This is a genomic window from Gordonia sp. McavH-238-E, from assembly GCF_022348225.1.
GTDB lineage: Bacteria > Actinomycetota > Actinomycetes > Mycobacteriales > Mycobacteriaceae > Gordonia > Gordonia terrae.
Window position 1 is genome coordinate 19,054 of the sequence record NZ_JAKRFE010000007.1, and the last position, 22,317, is coordinate 41,370.

General features: G+C 68.7%; 21 protein-coding genes. 13 read left to right on the forward strand and 8 right to left on the reverse strand.

The annotated features are described in order from the left end of the window. Window positions 1-18: 18 nt before the first annotated feature. Entirely contained in the window at window positions 19-447 is a 429-nt protein-coding gene (locus MHN80_RS11630) for a hypothetical protein (protein ID WP_004022825.1), read from the reverse strand. 73 nt (window positions 448-520) lie between these two features. On the opposite strand from MHN80_RS11630, the gene MHN80_RS11635 reads away from it, so the two are divergent. From MHN80_RS11635 to mnhG, 6 genes are read left to right on the forward strand one after another with little or no spacing between them, the layout of a single operon-like run. Continuing rightward, entirely contained in the window at window positions 521-3,493 is a 2,973-nt protein-coding gene (locus MHN80_RS11635; RefSeq protein WP_239401811.1) for a Na+/H+ antiporter subunit A, read from the forward strand. Next, window positions 3,490-4,284 carry a Na(+)/H(+) antiporter subunit C gene (locus MHN80_RS11640; protein WP_064571460.1) on the forward strand — a complete coding sequence of 265 codons (795 nt, stop codon included), beginning with the start codon at window positions 3,490-3,492 and terminating at the stop codon, window positions 4,282-4,284. The genes MHN80_RS11635 and MHN80_RS11640 overlap by 4 nt, the downstream gene beginning before the upstream one ends. After that, complete coding sequence (locus MHN80_RS11645; RefSeq protein WP_004022822.1) at window positions 4,281-5,897, forward strand: Na+/H+ antiporter subunit D; 1,617 nt, start codon at window positions 4,281-4,283, stop codon at window positions 5,895-5,897. The genes MHN80_RS11640 and MHN80_RS11645 overlap by 4 nt, the downstream gene beginning before the upstream one ends. Next, the gene (locus tag MHN80_RS11650) at window positions 5,894-6,757 is read left to right on the forward strand and encodes a Na+/H+ antiporter subunit E (protein WP_239401813.1); all 864 of its coding nucleotides are present in this window, start codon (window positions 5,894-5,896) and stop codon (window positions 6,755-6,757) included. Before MHN80_RS11645 ends, MHN80_RS11650 begins: the two co-directional genes overlap by 4 nt. Beyond that, the gene (locus MHN80_RS11655; RefSeq protein ID WP_004022820.1) at window positions 6,754-7,017 is read left to right on the forward strand and encodes a monovalent cation/H+ antiporter complex subunit F; all 264 of its coding nucleotides are present in this window, start codon (window positions 6,754-6,756) and stop codon (window positions 7,015-7,017) included. Before MHN80_RS11650 ends, MHN80_RS11655 begins: the two co-directional genes overlap by 4 nt. Then, the gene (gene mnhG, locus MHN80_RS11660; protein ID WP_004022819.1) at window positions 7,014-7,346 is read left to right on the forward strand and encodes a monovalent cation/H(+) antiporter subunit G; all 333 of its coding nucleotides are present in this window, start codon (window positions 7,014-7,016) and stop codon (window positions 7,344-7,346) included. Before MHN80_RS11655 ends, mnhG begins: the two co-directional genes overlap by 4 nt. Here mnhG and MHN80_RS11665 read toward each other — a convergent pair. Then, window positions 7,329-7,943 carry a TetR/AcrR family transcriptional regulator gene (locus MHN80_RS11665; protein WP_239401815.1) on the reverse strand — a complete coding sequence of 205 codons (615 nt, stop codon included), beginning with the start codon at window positions 7,941-7,943 and terminating at the stop codon, window positions 7,329-7,331. The two genes, mnhG and MHN80_RS11665, sit on opposite strands and share 18 nt — an antisense overlap. A gap of 97 nt (window positions 7,944-8,040) precedes the next feature. Between MHN80_RS11665 and MHN80_RS11670 the strand changes: the two genes are divergently transcribed. Next, entirely contained in the window at window positions 8,041-8,430 is a 390-nt protein-coding gene (locus tag MHN80_RS11670) for a DUF1304 domain-containing protein (protein ID WP_239401817.1), read from the forward strand. A gap of 34 nt (window positions 8,431-8,464) precedes the next feature. Here the strand turns inward: MHN80_RS11670 and MHN80_RS11675 are convergent, their stop codons facing one another. The 4 genes from MHN80_RS11675 to MHN80_RS11690 all read right to left on the reverse strand — a co-directional run bounded on the left by MHN80_RS11675 (window position 8,465) and on the right by MHN80_RS11690 (window position 11,330). After that, window positions 8,465-9,592 carry a glutamate--cysteine ligase gene (locus MHN80_RS11675; protein ID WP_064571465.1) on the reverse strand — a complete coding sequence of 376 codons (1,128 nt, stop codon included), beginning with the start codon at window positions 9,590-9,592 and terminating at the stop codon, window positions 8,465-8,467. 32 nt (window positions 9,593-9,624) lie between these two features. Beyond that, entirely contained in the window at window positions 9,625-10,305 is a 681-nt protein-coding gene (locus tag MHN80_RS11680) for a superoxide dismutase family protein (RefSeq protein ID WP_239401819.1), read from the reverse strand. Between the two features lie 120 nt (window positions 10,306-10,425). After that, window positions 10,426-10,911, reverse strand: coding sequence for a LytR C-terminal domain-containing protein (locus tag MHN80_RS11685; protein ID WP_064570980.1), 486 nt, complete (start codon window positions 10,909-10,911; stop codon window positions 10,426-10,428). A 47-nt stretch (window positions 10,912-10,958) separates the two neighbouring features. Then, window positions 10,959-11,330, reverse strand: coding sequence for a DUF3263 domain-containing protein (locus tag MHN80_RS11690; RefSeq protein WP_004022813.1), 372 nt, complete (start codon window positions 11,328-11,330; stop codon window positions 10,959-10,961). Window positions 11,331-11,590: 260 nt separating this feature from the next. Between MHN80_RS11690 and MHN80_RS11695 the strand changes: the two genes are divergently transcribed. Genes MHN80_RS11695 through MHN80_RS11710 form a run of 4 tightly spaced genes read left to right on the forward strand, consistent with a single transcriptional unit; the run spans window position 11,591 to window position 14,875 of the window. Further along, window positions 11,591-12,442, forward strand: a complete 852-nt coding sequence (locus MHN80_RS11695) for a triacylglycerol lipase (RefSeq protein ID WP_239401821.1) — start codon at window positions 11,591-11,593, stop codon at window positions 12,440-12,442. A gap of 20 nt (window positions 12,443-12,462) precedes the next feature. Continuing rightward, window positions 12,463-13,065: a peptide deformylase gene (locus MHN80_RS11700; protein ID WP_004022811.1), complete on the forward strand. Its 603-nt coding sequence runs from the start codon at window positions 12,463-12,465 to the stop codon at window positions 13,063-13,065. A gap of 14 nt (window positions 13,066-13,079) precedes the next feature. Then, window positions 13,080-14,090, forward strand: a complete 1,011-nt coding sequence (locus MHN80_RS11705; protein WP_239401823.1) for a GNAT family N-acetyltransferase — start codon at window positions 13,080-13,082, stop codon at window positions 14,088-14,090. After that, window positions 14,087-14,875 (forward strand): exodeoxyribonuclease III, encoded by a 789-nt coding sequence (locus MHN80_RS11710; RefSeq protein WP_004022809.1) that lies wholly within the window; start codon window positions 14,087-14,089, stop codon window positions 14,873-14,875. The genes MHN80_RS11705 and MHN80_RS11710 overlap by 4 nt, the downstream gene beginning before the upstream one ends. Before the next feature lie 207 nt (window positions 14,876-15,082). Here the strand turns inward: MHN80_RS11710 and MHN80_RS11715 are convergent, their stop codons facing one another. Beyond that, window positions 15,083-15,829: a siderophore-interacting protein gene (locus tag MHN80_RS11715; RefSeq protein WP_239401825.1), complete on the reverse strand. Its 747-nt coding sequence runs from the start codon at window positions 15,827-15,829 to the stop codon at window positions 15,083-15,085. Between the two features lie 104 nt (window positions 15,830-15,933). Beyond that, the gene (mbtM, locus tag MHN80_RS11720; protein ID WP_004022807.1) at window positions 15,934-17,583 is read right to left on the reverse strand and encodes a long-chain-fatty acid--ACP ligase MbtM; all 1,650 of its coding nucleotides are present in this window, start codon (window positions 17,581-17,583) and stop codon (window positions 15,934-15,936) included. Window positions 17,584-17,959: 376 nt separating this feature from the next. On the opposite strand from mbtM, the gene MHN80_RS11725 reads away from it, so the two are divergent. Beyond that, complete coding sequence (locus tag MHN80_RS11725) at window positions 17,960-21,646, forward strand: amino acid adenylation domain-containing protein (RefSeq protein ID WP_239401827.1); 3,687 nt, start codon at window positions 17,960-17,962, stop codon at window positions 21,644-21,646. A 58-nt stretch (window positions 21,647-21,704) separates the two neighbouring features. After that, on the forward strand, window positions 21,705-22,313 hold the full coding sequence (locus MHN80_RS11730; protein ID WP_004019740.1) for a GNAT family N-acetyltransferase: 609 nt from the start codon (window positions 21,705-21,707) through the stop codon (window positions 22,311-22,313). The last annotated feature ends 4 nt before the right edge of the window (window positions 22,314-22,317 follow it).

Here is a 22,317-nt window from a genome sequence, read left to right on the forward strand (position 1 = left end):
GAACCCCCGCGGTGCGCGCTACTCCACGTTGACCAGATAAAAGACCGACGAGCCGCCGCCCGCGGCCTGTGGGGACGCGCCGATCTGGACCCAGTAGGTCGCACCCTCCTTGGTCGCCGACATCACGACCACCGACTGGCCGCCCTCGGTCGAGCGGTGCGACTCGGCGAAGCCCGCCTCGGCCAGTGTGTCGGTCGCGGCCTCGAGCTGGTTGCCGGCGTTCACCGGACCCTGCACCGTGACCTCCCAGCCGTCGGAGCGGCTGCCCCCGGCGGAGAGCACGTGGCCGTCGATGAGCGGCACCTGGGTGACCGGGAAGTCCGACGGCAGCGGGACACCGTCCGGACCGGCCTGTTCCTCGTCCGCGCACCCAGCGACGAGGCCGAATACCAGCAGGACAGCAGCGGTGATGACGGCGGTACGCCGGAGCCAGTCGAACCGGAACATACGGGCAACGGTAAAGTAGCGACCGCGGGTGTTCGCCCGTGACACCCCGCCGGGAGAAAGACGGAGTGCCCTTTTGATCACTGTGTTGGCTGCGTTGGCAGTGTGCGCACTCGTCGCGCCCGCAGTCATCCACTGGATGGGCACCCGCGGTTTCTACGTCCTCGCGCTCGCGCCGCTCGGTGGTCTGATCTGGGTGATCGCCAACTGGCCGCCGGCCGACGCGGCCGCCGCCCGGGTCGAGACGGTCAGCTGGGTTCCATCGCTCCAGATGGACATCGTCACCCGATTCGACACCCTGACGGCGATCCTGTCGGTACTCATCCTCGGGGTCGGCGCGCTCGTGCTCTGCTACTGCGCCCACTACTTCGACGACGCCCGCCCCCGGGTCGCGGTGTTCGGCGGCGAGATGGTCGCCTTCGCCGCGGCCATGTTCGGACTCGTCATCTCCGACAACATGCTCGTGCTCTACGTGTTCTGGGAGCTCACCACCGTGCTCTCGTTCATGCTCGTCGGCTTCTACGGGGTGCGCGCGACGGCTCGACGATCCGCCACGCAGGCCCTGCTGGTCACCACCTTCGGCGGTCTGGCGATGCTCGTCGGCATCATCATGCTCGGCGAGCGGTCGGGCACCTACCTGCTGTCCGAGATCATCTCGGCCCCGCCCACCGGCGTCTACGTCGACATCGCGGTCGTGCTCCTGCTCATCGGCGCCCTCACCAAGTCGGCCATCGTCCCGTTCCACTTCTGGCTGCCCGGCGCGATGGCCGCGCCCACCCCGGTCAGCGCCTACCTGCACGCGGCGGCGATGGTCAAGGCGGGCATCTACCTCATCGCCCGGCTGGCCCCCGCATTCTCGGTGACGATCAGCTGGCAGGTCGCCGTGGTCGGACTCGGCCTGGTGACGATGGTGCTCGGCGGGTGGCGTTCGTTGCGCGAACTCGACCTCAAACTCATCCTGGCGTTCGGCACCGTGTCGCAGCTCGGTTTCATGGCGGTGCTCGTCGGCATCGGCGACGCGAACGTCGCCATGGCCGGCATCGCCATGCTGGTCGCACACGCTCTGTTCAAGGCGTCGCTGTTCATGGTCGTCGGCATCATCGACCACTCGACGGGTACCCGCGATGTCCGCAAGCTCGCGCGCCTCGGTCATCGACTCCCGGGACTGGCCGTCACGGCCGCCGTCGCCGGGGCCAGCATGGCCGGCATCCCGATCACCCTCGGATTCGTCGGCAAGGAGACGGCCTTCGCGTCGGTGTGGGAGACCGGCGCATTCGTCTCCTGGCAGGCGCACGCCGTCGACATCGTCCTGCTGGTCGGCTCGATCATCACCTGCGCCTACACGCTCCGCTTCCTGTGGGGCGCGTTCGGCCGCAAGGTACGCAACACCCCGAGTCCGGCGGTCGCCAAGATGCACCCGCCGACGTGGCCGTTCTACTTCTCGCCGGTCGCCCTCGCCGCTGCCGGTGTGGCGGCGGGCGTGTTCAGTCCCCAGCTCGGCGGCCTCTTCGAACCGTATGCGGAGACCCTCAACGGTTACGGGCACGAACTCGAGCATCTCGCACTGTGGCACGGGTTCGGCCTGCCCGTCGTCTTCTCGATCATCGTCATCGTCGGCGGAGCTGCGCTGTTCCTCGGCGTCCGGCGTGTTCGTGACCGGGTCTTCGGCTTCCGCCCGCTGGTGAACGCCGACCGCATCTACGACGCGACGCTGCGCGGCGCCGACACCTTGTCGCTGCTGCTGACCCGCAACACCCAGCGCGGTTCGCTGCCGGTCACACAGGGCGTCATCCTGTGCACCGCGATCCTGCTGCCGACGATCGTCCTGTTCGCCGGCGCTCGCGATCGGTTGAGCATCGACTACACCGCCACCCCGGTCCAATGGGTGATCGGCGGCTGCATCGTCGCCGCGTCGCTGTCCGCCGTCCTGCTCCGCAACCGCCTGGCGGCCACGCTCGTCGTCGGCATCACCGGTTACGGCTGCGCGATGCTGTTCGCGCTGTACGGCGCACCCGACCTCGCACTCACCCAGTTCCTGGTGGAGACACTGACCCTGGTCATCTTCGTGCTCGTACTGCGCAAGCTGCCCGCCGAACCGGAGAAGCGTCACGCCACCGGGTTCAAGCCGCTGCGCGCCCTGATCGGACTCGCCTTCGGCGCCATGCTGGTGCTCATCGGCCTGTTCGCGGCGTCGGCACGTTCGACCGAACCGCTTCACGTCGATCTCCCGGAGGCCGCCTACGACTTCGGTCACGGCGCCAACGCGGTCAACGTCCTGCTCGTCGACATCCGCGCCTGGGACACCCTCGGCGAGGTGTCGGTGCTCATCGCGGCCGCCACGGGCGTGGCATCGATGGTCTTCCGCAACCGCCGGTTCGGGGCCGCGCCACGCGTGGCCGACGCCGCCCGGTTGCAGGCCGGCGACAACGGGGACGACGACGATCACGTCCCACCGGACCGCACCACGTGGCTGCTCGGTTCCGGGTTGCGCGACCCGCGCCACCGGTCGATGGTGCTGGAGGCCACGACCCGCCTGCTGTTCCCGACGATGGTGGTGCTGTCGATCTACTTCTTCTATGCCGGTCACAATGCGCCGGGCGGCGGTTTCGCGGGTGGCCTGACCATGGGTCTCGCGCTCGTGCTGCGCTACCTCGCGGGCGGACGCTACGAACTCGGGGAAGCCCTGCCGATCGAACCCGGCCGCATCCTGGGTGCCGGCCTCGCCGTCTCCGCGACGACCGCGATCGTCTCGATGTTCCTCGGTGCGCCCGCGCTGTCGTCGGCGGTCTTCGAGGTCACCGTGCCCGTCCTCGGCGACATCAAGTTCGTCACCGCTCTGTTCTTCGATCTCGGCATCTACCTGATCGTGGTCGGTCTCGTGCTCGACGTGCTGCGCAGTCTCGGCGCGCGGCTCGACGTGGAGACCACGATCGCCCGCACCGCGGCGCGGATCAGCGACTCCGGCGATGGCACCTCGAGCAGCGGCGCCGCCACCGGTGACACCACCGGCGAGGCAGCGAACGCGGCCGGCGGGCAGGTGAGCCGATGACCACCAATCTGCCGCTGATGCTGGTCGTCGGCGCGATGGCGGCGTGCGGGGTGTACCTGCTGATGGAACGCAGCCTGGTCCGGATGCTGTTCGGACTCCTGCTCGTCGGCAACGCGCTCAACCTGATGATCATCGTCGTGTCCGGCGGCATGGGGAATCCGCCGATCATGGGCCGCTCGTCGGAGAACCGCGCGTCCGACGCCGATCCACTCGCCCAGGGCATGGTCCTGACGGCGATCGTCATCATGATGGGCGTCGCCGCCTTCGTGCTCGCACTGGTCTACCGGTTGTTCGTGATCAACCGCGACGACGACGACGTCGAGGACGACGAGGAGGACGTCAAGATCCTGAGCGGGTCCCTGGGCACGGCGCCCGACCGCGATCGCAGCGACGATCCCCTGACCCACTCGGACACGCCCACCGGCGACTACTTCGACGACAAGGGCAATCCCCTGACCCCGGAGCAGGCCGCCGCCCGTCAGGCCGCGCTGTACGAGACCGACATCATGCCGACCGACTCCGACGTCGTCGACGAGATCGGCGGCGCGGAGGAAGAACCGGACCCCGAGACCACCGAGCAGAGTGCCGCCCGCGAGGCGGGGCCGGATGTGTACGGACCAGGCGAACTCGGTCCGGATGAGGTGGGACAAAAGGCTGCCACCGCACCTCCCGACGGGTCCGGCGAGGACGACGCCGACCCCGACGTCATCGACCAGCACGAGATGCCGGACCGCGACGTGGTCGGGCCGGACAAGAAGAAGCATGCCGACGAGGACGGGGGTGACCGATGACCCCGCAAGAGTCGTGGATTCCGGTCCTGATCACCCTGCCCACCCTCGTGCCGCTGGGCGCCGCCGCCATCTCGCTGTTGCTCGGACGCAGTCCCAAGATCCAGCGATTCGTGTCGATCGTCGCCATCACGGTCGCTTTCGTGGCGTCGTGCATCATGCTCTACCTCACCGATCGCCACGGCACCTTCGCGGTCGCGATCGGCGGGTGGGGCGACAAGGGCAAACCCAATGGACCACTCGGCATCACGCTGGTCGTCGATCAGCTCGCGGCGCTCATGCTCGTCGTGTCGACGATCGTGCTGCTGTGCGTCATCGTCTACGCGATCGGTCAGGGTATCCGGGACGGTACGGCGCAGCAGCCGACGTCGATCTTCCTGCCGACCTATCTGATCCTGACCGCCGGCGTGTGCAACGCGTTCCTCGCCGGCGATCTGTTCAACCTGTACGTCTCGTTCGAGATCCTGCTGACCGCGAGTTACGTGCTACTCACCCTGGGTGCCAGTGCCGAGCGCGTCCGTGCGGGCGCCTCGTACGTGATGGTCTCGATGGTGTCGTCGCTGATCTTCCTGGCGGGCATCGCGTTCGCCTACGCCACCACCGGCACCCTGAACCTCGCCGAGATGGCCGTCCGCCTCGACGACGTCCCCGACGGGACCCGCAACGCGCTGTTCGCGGTGTTGCTCGTCGCGTTCGGCATCAAGGCCGCGGTGTTCCCGCTGTCGACCTGGCTGCCCGACTCCTACCCCACCGCCCCGGCACCGGTCACCGCCGTGTTCGCCGGTCTGCTCACCAAGGTCGGCGTCTACGCGATCGTGCGCGCGCACTCACTGCTGTTCCCCGGCGGCTCGATGGACACGGTGATGCTGGTCGCCGGACTGTTGACGATGCTCGTGGGCATCTTCGGCGCGATCGCCCAGGCCGACATCAAACGGCTGCTGTCCTTCACCCTCGTCAGCCACATCGGCTACATGATCTTCGGCATCGCGCTGTCCTCCGACCTCGGGATGTCGGCGGCGATCTACTACGTCGCCCACCACATCCTCGTGCAGACGACCCTCTTCCTGGTCGTCGGGCTGATCGAACGGCAAGCCGGCTCGGCGTCGCTCCGCCGACTCGGCGGACTCATCGCCAGTCCTCTGCTGGCCGTGCTGTTCCTGGTGCCCGCGCTGAACCTCGGCGGCATCCCGCCGTTCTCCGGCTTCATCGGCAAGGTCGCGCTCCTCGAGGCCGGCACCCAGGACGGGTCCGTGCTGGCCTGGATTCTCGTCGCCGGCTCGGTGGTCACCAGCCTCCTCACGCTCTACGTCATGGCCCGCATCTGGACCAAGGGCTTCTGGCGGCCGCGCGCCGACGCCCCCGAAGGCGAGCTCGCCGACAAGGGCCCCTCCGCACTCATCGACGAGAGCGCCGACGACGCCGCCTTCTCCGACCGCGAGGACGTCGGCCGCATGCCCGTGATGATGGTGCTGCCGACGATGGCGATGGTGGCGGCGGGACTCGTCCTGACGCTGTGGGCCGGACCGATCTTCGACTTCACCGACCATGCGGCGACCGATGTCGTCGACCGTGCCGTCTACGTCGACGCGGTGCTGGGCGAAGGTGGTTCCCGATGAGCGCCGAGGAACGCGCGAGCGAACGCGACCGGGGATCGGGCGACGCGCCGAGGCGCCGCGCACCGGTGGTCTCGACCAAGGGGCCGGTCCTGTCCCTCGTCATCAACGTGTGGCGGGTGTCGCTGCTGTTCGTCTTCTGGCACTTCGTCGGCGCGCTGGTCTGGCTGCGGACGCACACCCGCCTGCCGAGGTGGCTGGGTGGCGACGGTCGTGAGGTCGCAGTCCGGTTGTGGACCATCGCGTGGTTGACCTTCGTCTGGGTTCTGTTGTGGGGCACGCTCTCCTGGGCCAATGTGATCGGTGGCGTGGTGCTGGCGACGCTGGTGCTGACGGTGTTGCCGTTGCCGCGGGTCCCGGTCGAGGGCCGCATCCATCCGCTGTCGGTGCTGCAGCTCGTGTTCCGCCTGATCGTCGACTTCTTCGTGTCGAGTGTGCAGATCGGGTGGATGGCCATCCGTCCGGGCCGCCCACCGCTCGGTGCGGTCGTCCGGGTGCGCGTCGCGATCAAGTCCGACATGGTGCTGACGCTGGCCGTCGACTACCTGAACCTGGTGCCGGGCACCATGGTCCTGGAGATCGACCACCGCCGCCGGATGCTCTACGTTCACGTCTTCGATGTCCGATCGGAGAAGAAGGTCCGCGCCTTCTACGATCAGGTCGCCTACGTCGAGCGCATGTTCATCAAGGCGTTCGAGCGCGACAGTGAATGGCACCCGAGTCCGTTCCACGGCATCGACGAGGACTTCCACCACGTCCGCTCGGTGGACCGCTCGGTCGACACGGCGTCCTCGACCACCGACTCCGCCGATGCGCCCGAGCCGGACCACCGACCAGCCGAGACGGAACGGGGGGACTCATGAGCTACGTGTGGACGATCGCGGCAGCCATGCTGCTCGTCGCCACGGTGCTGACGATGGTCCGGATCCTGCGCGGTCCGACCACGCTGGACCGGCTCGTGGCGCTCGACGTGCTCATCGCGCTGTGCATGTGCGGTCTGGGGACGTGGGCCGCGTTCAGCCGCGATTCGACGGTCGTCCCGGCGATCGTGGCCCTGGCTCTGCTCAGCTTCGTCGGATCGGTCGCGATCGCGCGATTCCGAGTACGGGACGACCAGACATGATCATCGACATCATCAGCGCGACGCTGCTCCTCACCGGCTGCCTGATGGCGGTCACCGCCGCGATCGGACTCGTCCGCTTCCCGGACACCCTCAGTCGCATGCATGCGGCCACCAAACCGCAGACCTTCGGCCTTCTGCTCATCCTGCTCGGTGCGGTCCTGCGGCTCGGCGACAACGTCGACAGCGGGATGCTCGTTCTCGCCGGGCTCTTCGCCCTGATCACCGCACCCGTCGTGGCGCATCGGATCGGCCGGCTGGCGTATCAGGAACAGCGGGCGCGTGATGGCCTCATCGATCAGCGGGACATGGAGTCACCGGACCGCGACTGACTGCGAACCGGCCGTCCGACGCCCCTCACGGACCAGCGCGACGGCGGTGTCGAGGCCCCGGGCCGCTTCCTCGGGAACGACCCGCACGAGTGCGAGCGCGGCGATGACCAGCGCCGTCACGGCGTCGGCGAGTGCAGCCTGTCGAGCGTCGTCCTGCGCGGGTGCGCTCGCCCGCACACCGGCGCCCACGGCACCCCGCAACTCCGCGCGATACCCGGCGATGGTCCGGGCCACGTCGGCGTCGCGCCCGATGGGGGCGCCTGCGGTGTTGATGAGCAGGCAACCCTCACGAGCCGGGGACGTGTCGTCGTTCAGCGACGATCGCAGCCCGTTCAGGTAGTCCTCGACGGCGTCCGGCGCGATGGTGCTGCCGGTCAGCGGACGCAACCGGGGGCGGACCACCTCGTCGAGGTAGCTCTGTACGGCCGCATCGAAGAGACCTCGCTTCGACCCGAAGGCGTGATAGAGACTCGATCGCCCGATTCCGGTCGCCCGTTCCAGGTCGGGCAGGGACGCGCTCTCGTATCCCCGCTGCCAGAAGATCCCGCGGGCGGCCCGGACGACCTCCGTCGTGTCGAACTCCTGGATCCGTCCCATCCGCGGCCCACCCGCCTCTCCCTCGTCGTCCTTCGGTATTTTAGACCGGTCGGAACACTATGGCTCCGGCCGGCCGTCGACAACGAGGAGTACGGAAATGGTCATCGCAGGTCTGGTGCTCGCCGCGATCGCGGCGCTCGTCCACGTCTTCATCTTCTATCTGGAGTCCATCGCGTGGACGAGCAAGCGTGCACGCGCGACATTCGGCACCGGAACGGTGGAACAGGCGAGTGCGCAGCAAGAACTCGCGTTCAACCAGGGGTTCTACAACCTGTTCCTCGCGATCGCCGTGTTCGTCGGGATCGCCTTCGTCATCGGCGGGTCCACCGCGATCGGCGCGACGCTCGTCATCACCGGCACGGCGTCGATGGCGGCCGCCGCACTCGTGCTCGCCGTGTCGAGCCCCGACAAGATCGCGGCCGCACTCAAGCAGGGAGTCGTTCCGGCCCTTGCGATCCTCGTACTCGCCATCGGCCTGGCCCTCTGACGTCGAGTCCCGGGACGACCTCGATCCGACCGGGTCAGGGAGCGTCGAGTTCGCCGACCACCGACGCGACCACCTCGCGCAGGGACGCGGTCCGACGATGCACCGCGCGCTGGCGCTGGTAGCTGGCCCCCTGCGCCATGATGCGCTCGACGCCGGCGAGCTCGTCGACGCAATCGAGTTCGCGCGCAATGGGTTCGAGACGCTCGAGGAGCGCGGCGAGATCGTCGGTCACCAGTTCCTCGGTGCAGTCCGCGTCGAGGATGACGATGGCATCGAGTCCGTATCGAGCCGCCCGCCACTTGTTCTCCTGGACGAGCCAGGGAGCCATCGTCGGCAGCGTCTCCCCCGCCGAGAACCGACGGTCGAGGTCGACAACGAGGCAGTGGATGAGCGCGACGATCGCCGACAGCTCACCGAGGTTGGTCATGCCGTCGCAGACCCGCACCTCGATGGTGCCGAGATGCGGCGAAGGCCGGATGTCCCAACGAATCTCGTTGAGATGGTCGATGATGCCGGTCGTCTTCTGATCGGCGACGAAATTCTCGAACTGCTCCCACGTCCGGAACTGGAACGGCAACCCCGCTGTCGGGAGTTGCTGGAACATCATCGCGCGGTTGCTCGCGTATCCGGTGTCCTGGCCGGCCCACATCGGCGACGACGACGAGAGCGCGAGCAGGTGTGGATAATAGTTCAGGAGCGCGTCGAGGATGGGTAACACCTTGTCGCGGTGGCTGATCCCGACGTGGACGTGCACGCCCCAGATCAGCATCTGCCGACCCCACCACTGGGTGCGTTCGATCAGCTCCGCGTATCGGTGCCCCTCGGTGAGCAGCTGGGTCGAATACTCCGCGAACGGATGCGTACCCGCGCCGTACAGATCGACGCCGAGTTCCTCGGTCAGCCCGCGTACCACACCCAGCGTGCCGGTGAGGTCGGCGATCGCCTCACCCGTGGTCCGGCAGATCCCGGTCACCAGCTCGACGGTGTTGCGCAGCAGTTCCTTGTGGATCTTGCCCGCGAAGTCGGGGTGGTGGTCACCGACGGCGGCGAAGAGCGCCGCCGCCGAGTTCGACAGGTCGCCGGTCACCTTGTCGGTCAGGGCGAATTCCCATTCGACCCCGAGGGTGGGGGTCGGTGACCCGTCGAACTCGATCGGAGCCATGTGCGTGGCGGCCTCGGACGGTGCCAGGACGCCTAGCTCTGCTCTTCGATGACACCGCACGCGATACGGGCGCCGGCGTCGCCGGTCTTCAGGGTGTCGGGGTTCGCGCCGCCTGGGTACTTGTCGGCCGGGATGTTGCCGAAGTTGTCCGGCTTCTCGTGGATCATGATCGACTTGCCGATCAGCTGCTGGAGGTTCACGGCGTCGGTCGTCGTGACCGTCCGGCCGGTGTGATCCTCGAGGATGTTGATCGAGATCAGGTCGCCGCTGGAGGGGTGGCTGGTGTTGCCGTCGACCTGCAGGTGCCCGCCCGCGGACGTGAACGCCTGCGAACCGCCGGCGCCCGCGTCGCAGGTGCCGTTCTCGTGGATGTGCATGCCGTGGAACCCGGCGGGCAGGTCACCCGCGGTGACGCGGACGTTGATGGTGACCGGCTCGGCGGTCTCGGAGGCCGCGGTGATGGTGGCCTGGCCGACGACGTCGCCGGAGGTGTCCTTGATCTCGGCGACGGCGATCTGACCGCTGGGCTCGCTGTCCACGTCGTCTTCGGCGCCGGGCGGAAGGGGCGCGTCGCTGACGACGGGCGGCGTCGTGCCCGGGACATCCGTGGGCTCCTGGTCGGGACTACACCCGGCCAGTGCCACGCCGATCAGTCCCGCGGAGACCAGCGCGGCGAGGGCGCGGGGCGCGGCGATTTTGGAACGTCCGGACATGTCACTCCTTGTTTGGCGGACAATGATTTTCAGGATCAGGGCGTTGTCGGTCGGGCGGGTTCTCGGGGCCAGGGATGCTTCGGCATCGGCGTCACGTACGCGGTGTCATCTCACGACCGCTCACGCGCCGCTGACCGCGGTCACCACGACGACGGGGATACCGCCCCGGCAGCGCGTGAACGACGTCGGACGCTCCTCGACGGCGACCGTCCCGCCCAGCGCCTCCGCCACCTCGTCGGCCTGGGCCTTGTCCGTGTCGTCCTCGTGGAAGATCGTGTTCTCGCTGAACCCACCCGCGGTGTAGTTGCCGGGTTCGGCCATCTGATAGCCCTTGGCCTGGAGCAGCTCGGTCACGTCCGAGGCCAGGCCCGCGACCTGACCGGCATTGATCACGCACAGCCGCTTGCCGGTCGATGCCGCACTGGTGGACGGCGACGTCGAGGTGGGCGTCGACGACACGGTCGTCGCGGCCTCGGTCGTCGGCGAGTCGTTCCCCGCGGTCGCCGCCGAATGCCAGCCGAGGCCGATGAAGACGACGGCGACTGCGAAGAGCATCATCGCCCCCGCGCGCAGCGGAAGGCGATTGGGCTCACGGTCTGCATTCATCACCGACGACCTTAACGCACCGTGGGACGGCGACCGGGTTCAGCGTGTCAGGTGATCTCGAAGCCCAGACGACGCGCCGCGCGGGCTTTCTGTCGTGTTGCCCGCAGACGGCGCAGCCGTTTGACGAGCATCGGATCGGCCGCGAGCGCCTCGGGACGGTCGACCAGCGCGTTGAGCACCTGGTAGTACCGCGTCGCCGACAACCCGAACAGCTCTTTGATCGCTTCTTCTTTGGCACCGGCGTACTTCCACCACTGCCGCTCGAACGCGAGGATGTCGTGTTCGCGGCGGGTCAGTCCGTCCGCGCCGACCTCGTGCGGATCGAGCGGCGCGGCGGTCCCGTCCGCCCCGATTCCGGCGTTCGTGTCGGGGGTGGGTTGATCGCCCTGTTTCTGGCTACGCGCAGCTGCGCTGTCCATCTCACTCCCTCAGATACAGTCAACGACCTCACACCACCGCTGACGTGCACCGATTCGCTGGGCGATGCGGATGCGGACGTCGCCTCACGACGACGAATGACAGCGGTGTGGTTCGCAGACAATCTAACCACGGCGGGCCGGTCCGATCGCGCTGTGACTCGCCACGGCCCGCACTCCGCACGATCCGGGTGACGGCGCCCACTGTTAGGCTCCCCTTACACATCCCCCGACCGGGGATGCCATCGATCGGGGGCACAGAGATGACGACAGTTGTATCCGGGACCGCACGGCCCCGTCGACCACTCGGCGGCGCTCTCCTCGCCCTGGCGTCGGCGATCGCGATCGCTTCGGCGGCAACCGCACTCCCCGCGGCCGCCGGCGCGGCGCCCGGCGATCGGGTCGTCGTCATCGTGCCCGGTCAGCAGCTCTACGCGGGCGATGCACAGAACGAGGAGACGTTCCGTCCGCTCGCCGACGCGATCCGCGCCGACGGGAACACCGTGGTGTACGCGCACGCCGGGGGTCGCGACGTCGCATCGGATGCGAAGCTCATCCAACGGACGGTCGAGCCCTTCGTCGGCAAGGCGTCGTCCATCGGCATCGTCGCCCACAGCGCAGGCGGGCTCGGCGCCCGGCACTACCTGAAGTTCCTCGGCGGGTCCGCCGTCGTCGACGAGTACGTGGCGATCGGCACGGCCCAGTACGGCTCACCCGGCGGGTGCGCTCAGCCGCGCGACGGCGGGTACGACACCTGCATGTACGCCGACGCGGTCACCGCCCTCAACCGTGGTCCCGACGCCCCCGGCCCCACTCGCTACTCGGTGGTGCAGAGCGACGGCGAATGGACCGACGGCCGCCTCGACGGGACCGCACAGTGCCGCGCCTATTCACCGGTCCCCCTCGCGAACACCGGCTTCGACCACACCATCGAGATGCGAGACCCGGCGATCATCGCCGATGTGCGGGCCTCCCTGCGCGGGTCGTGCGCCGGCGCCGTGGTGACCGAGCCGGTCGACAGCTTCGACTGGCAGTCGACGCTCTTCCCCGGCATTCCCGGCCCCGCCGGTGACGCCATCCGCGACGCCGTACCCGGCGTCGTTCCTGCGCCCTGAGCAGCGCTAAGGTGAGCGCCATGGCGATTCTCCCGATCTGCATCGTGGGCGAGCCGGTCCTGCACCAGCCGACCACTCCGGTCCCCCTCGACGCGGACGGCCGTCCGTCCGACGAGGTCGTCGGTCTCCTCGACGACATGTACGAGACCATGGACGCCGCCCACGGCGTGGGCCTCGCCGCCAACCAGGTGGGCGTCGGCTCCCGCATGTTCGTCTACGACTGCCCCGACGGCGACCGGTCGTCGGCTCGCCGGCGCGGCGAGGTCATCAACCCGGTCCTCGAGACGTCCGAGATCCCCGAGACCATGCCGGATCCCGACGACAACGACGAGGGCTGCCTGTCGGTGCCGGGCGAGCAGTTCCCCACCGGCCGCGCCGACTGGGCGCGCGTCACCGGGGTCGACCGGACCGGCGCCGAGGTCGTCATCGAGGGCGAGGGGTTCTTCGCCCGCATGCTCCAGCACGAGGTCGGCCACCTCGACGGCTTCCTCTACGTCGACGTCCTGGTGGGGCGCAACGCCCGTGCCGCGAAGAAGGCGATCAAGCGGAACAACTGGGGCGTGCCCGGGTTGACCTGGACGCCCGGCGAGGTCGCCGACCCGTTCGGCCACGACGACGACTGATCTCGCTTTCGCGCGTGGAGGTCTCATTGTCGGGTGCGGTCATCGGTGACCGCGTGGTCGTCCGGTACCGGCTGGGCGATTCCACCCCCGCCGACTGGCGGGGCGATCCCGCGGCCGCCCGGTCCGACGTGACCGGCGTCCTGCTCGACGACGCCGACCCCGTGCGGATACGACGCGACGACGAGGAGTTGTCGATCCCGTTCGCGGCCATCACGGCGGTGCGCCTGCTGTCGGCGAAACCCGTGCGCAACAACGAGATCCGGAACCTCGAGTGGGCTGCCGCCGCCGCCTGGCCCGGCGTCGACAGCGAGTGGGTCGACGGTTGGTTCCTGCGGGCCGGGCACGGATTCAGCAGGCGCGCGAACTCGGCGGTGCCCCTCGAGCGACACGCACGTCCGGACGCATCGACCCTGCGTCGCATCGGCGCGTGGTACGCCGATCGCGACCTCCCCGCGCTGCTCGCCCTGCCGGACCGGCTCATCCCGCCGACCGCCGTCGCCGAGAATCCCGGGGTCGGGAATCCCGGGGTCGAGGTGCAGATGTTGACGGCCGACCTCGCCGCCCTGCACGCGCGCATCGGCGAGAACGCCTCGCGCCCTGTCCGACTCGAGAACGCGCCGGACGCCGGATGGCTGGGCGCGTACGCCACCGGGCGTGCGTCTCGGCAGCCCGATGCGGCCGCCGATGTCGTGACCACCGGGGACGGCCCGCTGACCTTCGCGACCATCGGCGATACGGCAGCGATCGGGCGGGGCTCGGTGACCGAGGCACCGGACGGGCGCCGATGGCTGGGATTGACCGCACTGTGGACCGAGCCGAGCCGGCGAGGAGGCGGACTGGCCTCCGATGTGGTTGCGGCACTGACGGCCTGGGGGGTGAACCGCGGCGCCGAGGCGGTCTACCTGCAGGTCGAGTCCGACAACCGGTCGGCCGGGTCCTGGTACCGCCGCCTCGGATTCGGATTGCACCACACCTATCGGTATGTCACGCCGGACCTGCCGGTCGCGCCGGGGGGCGGCCGATGAGAATCGCCACCTGGAACGTGAACTCGATCCGCGCCCGGTCGGAGTCCGTCGTCGCCTGGGCGGAGGGCGCCGACGTGGATGTACTGGCCTTGCAGGAGACCAAGTGCCACGACGACGCGTTCCCGCTGATGAGTTTCCTCGCCGCCGGGTACGACGTCGCGCATGTCGGACAGGGCGCCTACAACGGCGTCGCGATCGCCTCGCGGGTCGGGCTCGACGAGGTCGAGATCGCCTTCGACGGCGTGCCGACCCATCCGGTCGACGGCCAGCCGATCCGGGAGGCTCGCTCGATCTCCGCGCGCTGCAACGGCGTTCGCGTCTGGAGCCTGTACGTGCCCAACGGCCGGACCCCCGATGACCCGCACTACAGCTACAAGCTCGCGTGGCTCGACGCGCTGCGCAACCACATCACCCTGCGGCTGGCGCACGACCCGGCCGCCGAACTGATGCTCGCGGGCGACTGGAACGTCGCGCAGACCGACGACGACGTATGGGATCGCGAGTACTTCGACGGTCGCACACACGTCACCCCGCCCGAACGGGCAGCCGTACAAGGATTTCTGGACGCCGGCCTCGTCGACTCGGCCCTCCCGTACGCGCCCGGGTTCACCTTCTGGGACTACACCCAGCTGCGCTTCCCCCGCAACGAGGGCATGCGCATCGACTACGCGTTCTGCTCACCCGCCCTCGACACCCGCATCATGGGCGCCCACATCGGGCGCGACGCGCGAAAGGCGAAGGGCGCCAGCGATCACGCCCCGGTGGTCTTCGAGGTCGCGGAGTGAAACTCAGCCCATCCCGAGGTGCGAGCTCCCGCTGCCCCCTGAGGTGCGAGCCTCCCCACGCTCCCTGAGGTGCGAGGAGCGATAGCGACGAGCCACGAAGGGCGCAGCGAGATGCGTTGCGAGCCCCTTCGTGGCTCGCTTCGCTCGCACCTCAGGGAGCAATGGGACTCGCTTCGCTCGCACCTCAGGGAGCATGAGATGGTCGACTCAGGCGAACGACTTCCCGACGATCCAGTACGCCTGGGACTTCACCGACTTCTTGGGAAGCCCGAAGTCGGCCTTGAACGATCCAGCGACTGCGCGCGTGCTCACCGAATCGAGGGCCACCCAACCGAAATGGTCCGTGGCGTCGAAGGCGGCGGACCGAACCGCGTCGACGAGAGCGCTACCGTCCGCCCCGCGCGCGATCCAGTGGACCGTGTCGTGATCGCGGAGTCGCAGCGGCAACGACTTGTCGCTCTCGTGCTGGTACTCGAACCAGATGGTCGCTCCCGCACCGGAGTTCCCGAGCGTGTCCAGCAAGGAGTTGATCGCGGGAAGCGAAGCGGTGTCGCCGGCGATGAGCCAGCCCACCGGGGCGGGCTCGGGGATCGCGAACTTCGAGCCCATCAGGGTGGCACCGATGGTGTCCCCCGCCTGCGCGTCCCGGGCCCACCGCGCCGCGGTGCCGTCGTGGATGGCGAACTCGATGTCGAAGGTGTCCGTCGACGGGTCGGGATCGACCAGCGTGTATCCGCGCTGATGCATCTTGCCGCCATCGGCGAACCACAGTCGAACCCACATGGTGGGGTGGACCGTGGAGCCGGCGAGGAGCCCGCCGCCATCGAAACGCAGCCGCAGATAGTGGTCGGTCACCGACTCCTTCGCGGTGACGGTGAAGGTGAAGTCGTCGCCACCCAGGATCTTCATGACCGCGCCTTGCCAGCCACGCCCCTTGGTCGATACCTCGCTCATACCTGAACCTCTCTACAGCGCCTCCCCGGCCCGGTGACGGGCCGGAGAGACACTGTCATTCTCGTGGCCGCCGGGATGACACGACGCCCCACGGAAAATCGGATCTACTCGAAGGTGCCGTTCTCGACCATCTGACGGGTCTCGAGCCGGCGGATCTTTCCGGATGTGGTGCGGGGCACCGAATCCGGCGCGACGAAGATCACCTCGGCGGGCATGATCCCGCACGCCGATGCGACTTCGGAGTTGACCTCGGCGCGCGCGGTGTCCGGATCGGAACCCTTGTACTCGGCGAGGATCACGAGGCCCGGACGGGACGATCCCTCACCTCGGGCCATCGCCACGACGCCACCACGACGCACCCCGGCCACCTCGGCGGCTGCGCGTTCGATCTCGATCGGGAACAGGTTGCGGCCGGCGACGATGATGACCTCCTTGGCCCGTCCACAGATCACCAGCCGGTCGTCGACCAGGTAACCGAGGTCGCCGGTCGAGAACCATTCACCCGCACCGAGATCCGCGTCACCGAGGTAGCCGCGCATCATCGACGCACCGCGGATCTCCACGTGCCCGACGTTGCGCCCGTCGATCACCGGGACGTCGACATTCGGCTCGACGATGCGAACCTGCATGCCGCCCAGTGGTTTACCGAGGATCGCGTACCGGCGGCGAATGGGCTCGCCACCGCCGGGCGGGGTCACGGTGACCTCGTCGTAGTGCACGCCCTCGCCGACCGCGGGCATCGTCACCGCGCACGCGGATTCAGCCATTCCGTAGGCGGGTGCGGCGGCGGACCGATCGAAGCCGAACGGCGCGGTCGCCTCGAGGAACTTGTCGAACGCGTCGGCGTCGATCGGCTCTCCGCCACTGATCGCGACGCGCAGATTCGACAGGTCGATGTCGCGCAGCAGCTTGCCGTAGCGCCCGAGGATGTCGTAGGCGAAGTTCGGCGCAGCGGTGACGGTCGTCTTGGTCTCGGTGAGCCACTGCATCCACTTGAAGGGCGCCGCGGCGAAGGCGGTGTTGGGCACGATGTAGGCCGGGATGCCGGTGGTCATTCCGGCGAGCAGGAACATCAGACCCATGTCGTGATAGAGCGGCAACCAACTGAATCCGGTGTCGCGGGTGCGGTGGAGGCCGAGCCGGCTGACCAGTTCGATGGCGTTCGAGTAGACGGCCGACGCCGTGAGGGCGACGGTCTTCGGGTCGCCGGTCGAACCGGCGGTTCCCTGGAGGACGGCGATGGTGTTGCCGTTGACATTGCGCGCGACGAAATCGGTGGTGTCTGCGCCCAGGCCGTATTCGGCCACGCGGGCGATGTGCAGCCGTCCCTCGACCTTGGTCAGCAGGTCGAGCTGGGTGCCGCTGCCGAGGACGGTGCCGACGCCGATCGACACGTACCGCTGGTAGGTGTTCTGCGCCCACCGCTCCTCGTCCGCCCCCCGGATCGGACCCGGCAGGATGGTGACCGGAACGCCGGCGAGCCACGCGCCCTGGATGGCGGCGATCAGATCCACCGTGGGGTCCCCGATCAGGCCGAGGGCCTGCGGCTCGTGCAGTTCGCTGTCGGCGAGCAGTTGGACGGCGATCTGCTCGGCGCGGGCGTGGACCTCACGCCATGGTGCCGTCACCCACTCGCCGGTATCGGAGTCCAGGACGGAGAGGCTCGTGTCTCCCGCCAGCATCGCCTCACGAACGGTGGCCGCCAACGCATTGGTCGAGCCCGATTCCTCCAGGATCACGCTGTTCTGCGACATTCTCGTTTCCCGTTCTCGCCAGCATGTGGCGTCGGTCGTGTCAAAGTCTTCGGTCGTGTCGACGACCGAGGGGTCGTCCCGCGTGTCGTCTCGACCGCCGGTCCGGCGAACATGAACGTTCGCGTCATTTGGGTAGGGTAGCCTAATCTTTCTAGGACACAAGACCCAGATCCTGTCGGTGGCGCAGCGTGATTCACATCATCCGATGGGACGTTCGGAGCGAACTTAGGCTAACCTAATTCGCGTCGGCCCGTGGGGCTCTCTCGCCGGCATGCCCAGGGATTGGGCAGAGCGGTTAGTTAGTATAACCTACCCTAAATGCGGGTTCCCCAGCCTGAGTAACCATGTCACCGAACTGCGAGAGGCACGCCGGCTGATGGCCACGAATTCCCAGACCACGGACCTTGCCACCATGGCCGACATCGTCGCCGAGGTGGCCGGGGCCCTCGGCCTGACGCCCGAGTCGCTCGACCCGGAGCAGGATCTCATCGCCCAGGGACTCGATTCCCTGCGGATGATGCGACTCGCCGGCACCTGGCGCAAACGCGGCATCGACATCGACTTCGCCCGCCTCGCCGCACAACCGACCATCACCGCCTGGGCACCACTCCTTCTCGCTGCCACCGGTGACGCCGAAGTGGACACGACCACACCGGACATCCGCGCCGAGGTGGGCACCGCGCTGGGCGTCTCTCCCGAGTCGCTCGACCCAGACCAGGACCTCATCGCCCAGGGACTCGATTCCCTGCGGATGATGCGACTCGCCGGCACCTGGCGCAAACGCGGCATCGACATCGACTTCGCCCGCCTCGCCGCACAACCGACCATCACCGCCTGGGCAGCACTGCTGGGCGGCGCATCGGCACCGATCGCCGACGACGACTCCTCGTCACCGGTGTCCGAAGCGACCACCGGACCGTTCCCCCTCGCCCCGATGCAGCACGCCTACTGGATCGGGCGATCGGACAGTCACGCCTTCGGCAACGTCGCGGCACACCTCTACATCGAGTTCGACGGTTCCGACGTCGATCCCGAACGCTTCGCCGCGGCCATGTCCGCGCTGATGGAGCGCCACCCGATGCTGCGCGTCCGCGTGCTCCCCGACGGCACCCAGGAGATCGGCCCGGCGCACCCGGAAGCCATTGCCGTGCATGATCTCCGGTCCTATTCGGCAGAGATGGTCGAGCAGATCCTGGCCGCGAAGCGCGCCGACGGCACACACCGCACGCTGCCGGTCGACGAAGGAGCGGTCATCCGCGCCGAACTGAGTCTGCTGCCGGCGAACTCGGCCCGTGTCCACCTCGACGTCGACATGATCGCCGCGGACGCGATGAGCTACCGGGTACTCGTCGACGACTTCGCTCGCCTGTATCGCGGTGAGACCCTGCCCGAGCTCGGCGTGACCTTCGCGACGATCACCGCGGATCGCACGTCCCGCGAGATCCTCGACGACGACGTGACCTGGTGGCGCGAACGCATTCCCACGCTCCCCGGACCGCCCGAGCTTCCGCTCGACGAGCGCGCGGCGCGCGGTGAGGTCGAGCCGCACAGTGTCCGCCTGCACCATTCGGTGTCCGCCTCGGACTGGAAACGGCTCGAGGAGCACGCACACCGACGCGGGGTCACCCCGGCGGCGGCGGTCGCCGCGGTGTTCGCCGAGGCAGTCGGAACACATTCGGCCACACCGCGTTTTCTGATCACCGTGCCGCTGTTCGACCGACCCCAGGCGCACCCGGACGTCGAGCGCGTGGTGGGCGACTTCACCTCGTCGATCCTCGTGGGTGTCGACCTGAGCGCGCCGGCCACACTCGCCGAGCGAGCACGGTCGATGCGGTCGTCGATGCACGAGGCCGCCGCGCACGGTTCGATGAGCGGCCTGGACGTGCTGCGCGAACTGAGCCGCCACCGTGGCGAGCCCGTCGTCTCGCCGATCGTGTTCACCAGCGCACTGGGACTGGGAGACCTCTTCTCCCAGCAGGCGACCGACGTGCTGGGAGATCCGTCCTGGATCGTGTCGCAGGGGCCGCAGGTCCTTCTCGACGCCCAGGTGACCGAGGTGGCCGGTGGCCTCCTCCTCAACTGGGACGTCCGCGCCTCTGATCTCCGACTCTCCACTGCGCGTTCGATGTTCGACCACTACGTCCGGCTTCTCGGACTCCTCGTCGACGGCGAATGGGATGCGCCCGCACCGTCGCCGATCAGCGCGGAGGTTCGCGCACAGCGACTCTCGGTGGAAAGCCCACTGCCGGTCACCGACACCTTCGACGGGACCCTGCACGGAACCTTCTTCGCCCGGGCCGCCGAGCACGACGACGCGCCGGCCGTCGTGTCCGATGCACGTACCTGGACCCACGCCGAGTTGGCCGAGGAAGCCCGGCGCGTCGCCGGAGCGCTTGTCGCGGCCGGTGTCGCGTCCGGCGACACGGTGGTCGTCCATCTGCCCAAGGGCGGCGACCAGGTGGTCGCGGCGCTGGGAGTCCTCGCCGCCGGCGCCGCCTACGTCCCGATCGCCCCCACACAGCCCCGGGCACGCCGCGAACGCATCCTCGACGTCGCCACTCCCGCCGCTGTTCTCACCACCGATCCCGCGGCCTGGGAAACCACCGCCGGCACCGTGCTCACGCTCGACGACGCCCGGCTCGCCGAGCCGACCGAGCCGATCGCGGTGACCACCGACGACCTCGCCTACGTACTGTTCACCTCCGGCTCGACCGGCCTGCCCAAGGGCGTGCAGGTTCCGCATCGCGCCGCGGTGGCGACCATCACCGACCTCGTCGACCGGTACGCGATCGGGGCAGGCGACCGCAGCCTGCAGGTGTCGTCGCTGGAATTCGATCTCTCCGTCTTCGACATCTTCGGACTGCTGGCCGTGGGCGGCGCCGTCGTCGTGCCGGGCGACGACGAGCAGACCAAGGTCGACGACTGGGTGCGACTGCTCGGCGAACAGTCGGTCAGTGTGCTCAACTGCGTGCCGTCGATCCTCGGCATGCTCCTCGACCTCGCGCCCCTGCCCTCGTCGCTGCGGATGATCATCATGGGCGGCGACAAGGTCGATGTGTCACTGCTCGACCGTGTCGCGGCGCAATTGCCGGATTGTCGCGTCGCCGGTCTCGGCGGGACCACCGAGACGGCCATCCACTCCACCATCTGCGAAGCCGATGCCGTCCCGGCCGGAATGGCGTTCGTACCGTACGGAATACCGTTGCGCGGCGTCCGCTGCCGAGTCGTCGACGATGCCGGTCGCGACCGTCCCGACCTCGTACCGGGCGAACTGTGGATCGGCGGGGCCGGGGTGGCCAACGGGTACCGGGGCGATCCGGATCGCACCGCCGACCGCTTCGTCGAGTACGAGGGTCAACGCTGGTACCGCACCGGTGATCTCGCGCGCTACCTACCCGGCGGCTTCCTGGACTTCCTCGGTCGCGCCGACCACATGGTCAAAATCCGCGGATATCGCGTCGAACTCGGTGAGGTCGAGGCCGGTCTCCTGGGCCTGAACGGGGTGGGCTCGGCGGTCGCGTGGTCCGACGGCCGGGACCTACGCGCGGCGGTCGTGCTCACCGCCGGGGCGACCGACGACGACGCCGGCCTGCGCGCCCGGTTGGCCGAAACCCTGCCGCCACACATGGTCCCACGTTCCGTCGCGGTCCTGGACCGGTTCCCGCTGACGCCGAACGGCAAACACGACCGCAAAGCCATCGCCGCCGGCACCGACACCGACGACGACCCGCTCGAGGCCGTCACACCTCGCGGCCCGGTGGAAGAAGCCCTCGCGGTGATCTTCGGCGAGGTCCTGCCCGCCCCGCCGGCGAGCGTCACCGAGGACTTCATCTCTCTCGGCGGGGATTCCGTCCAGGCCACCCGGGTGGTCGCGCTGGTGCGCCAGTGGCTCGACGCACCCGGCCTCTCGGTCGCGGACATCTTCACCCAGCGGACCATCGCGGGTCTCGCCGGGCGGCTCACCGAGCTCGGCGGGGAACGCGCATCCTTCGTGGCGCAGACCTTCCTCGACGTCATACACCTCACCGACGAACAGGTGGAGGCCGAGATCGCGCGCAGCTGACCGCATCCGGCACCTCCTCCGGCCACAACGGCAGACCACCACCCAGAGCAAAGGCATCATGACCATTTCCTCCGCACCGACCTACGACCTGAACTCGGTCGACCTCGACGACGTGTCGCACGCCGCGACCGTGCACGAATGGCTGACCCATCCCAAGGCCAAGTACTGGGACATGCTCGACAGCTCGGTCACCGACGTGGAGAAGATGATTCGCGATTCGGCCGAGGCGACGGCCGGCACCCCGTACGGGATGCGCCTGGGCTACCACGACGGGCGTCCGCAGTTCCTGTTCGAGCTCTACGACCCGGCCGCCAGTGAACTCGCCGACCCGGCCAGCGGTTACGTGCCCGCCGACGGCGACATCGGCATGCATCTCCTGGTCGCGCACGCCGAACAGGCACTGCCCGGTTTCACCGGCGCGGTGATGCTGCACATCATGCGTACCGCGATCCTGGAGGTGGGCGCAGCGCGCGTCGTCGTCGAGCCCGATGTCCGCAACAAAGCCGTGCACCGTCTCAACGCGAGTGTCGGCTTCCGCGTCGACGGCGACTATCCCGTCGGGAACAAGACCGCTCACCTGAGCTACTGCACCCGCGCCGATTTCCTCGCGGTGACCGACAACGGCAAGTCCGTCGGACCGGTCGAGGTCACGGATCTGGGGGCGTAGATCG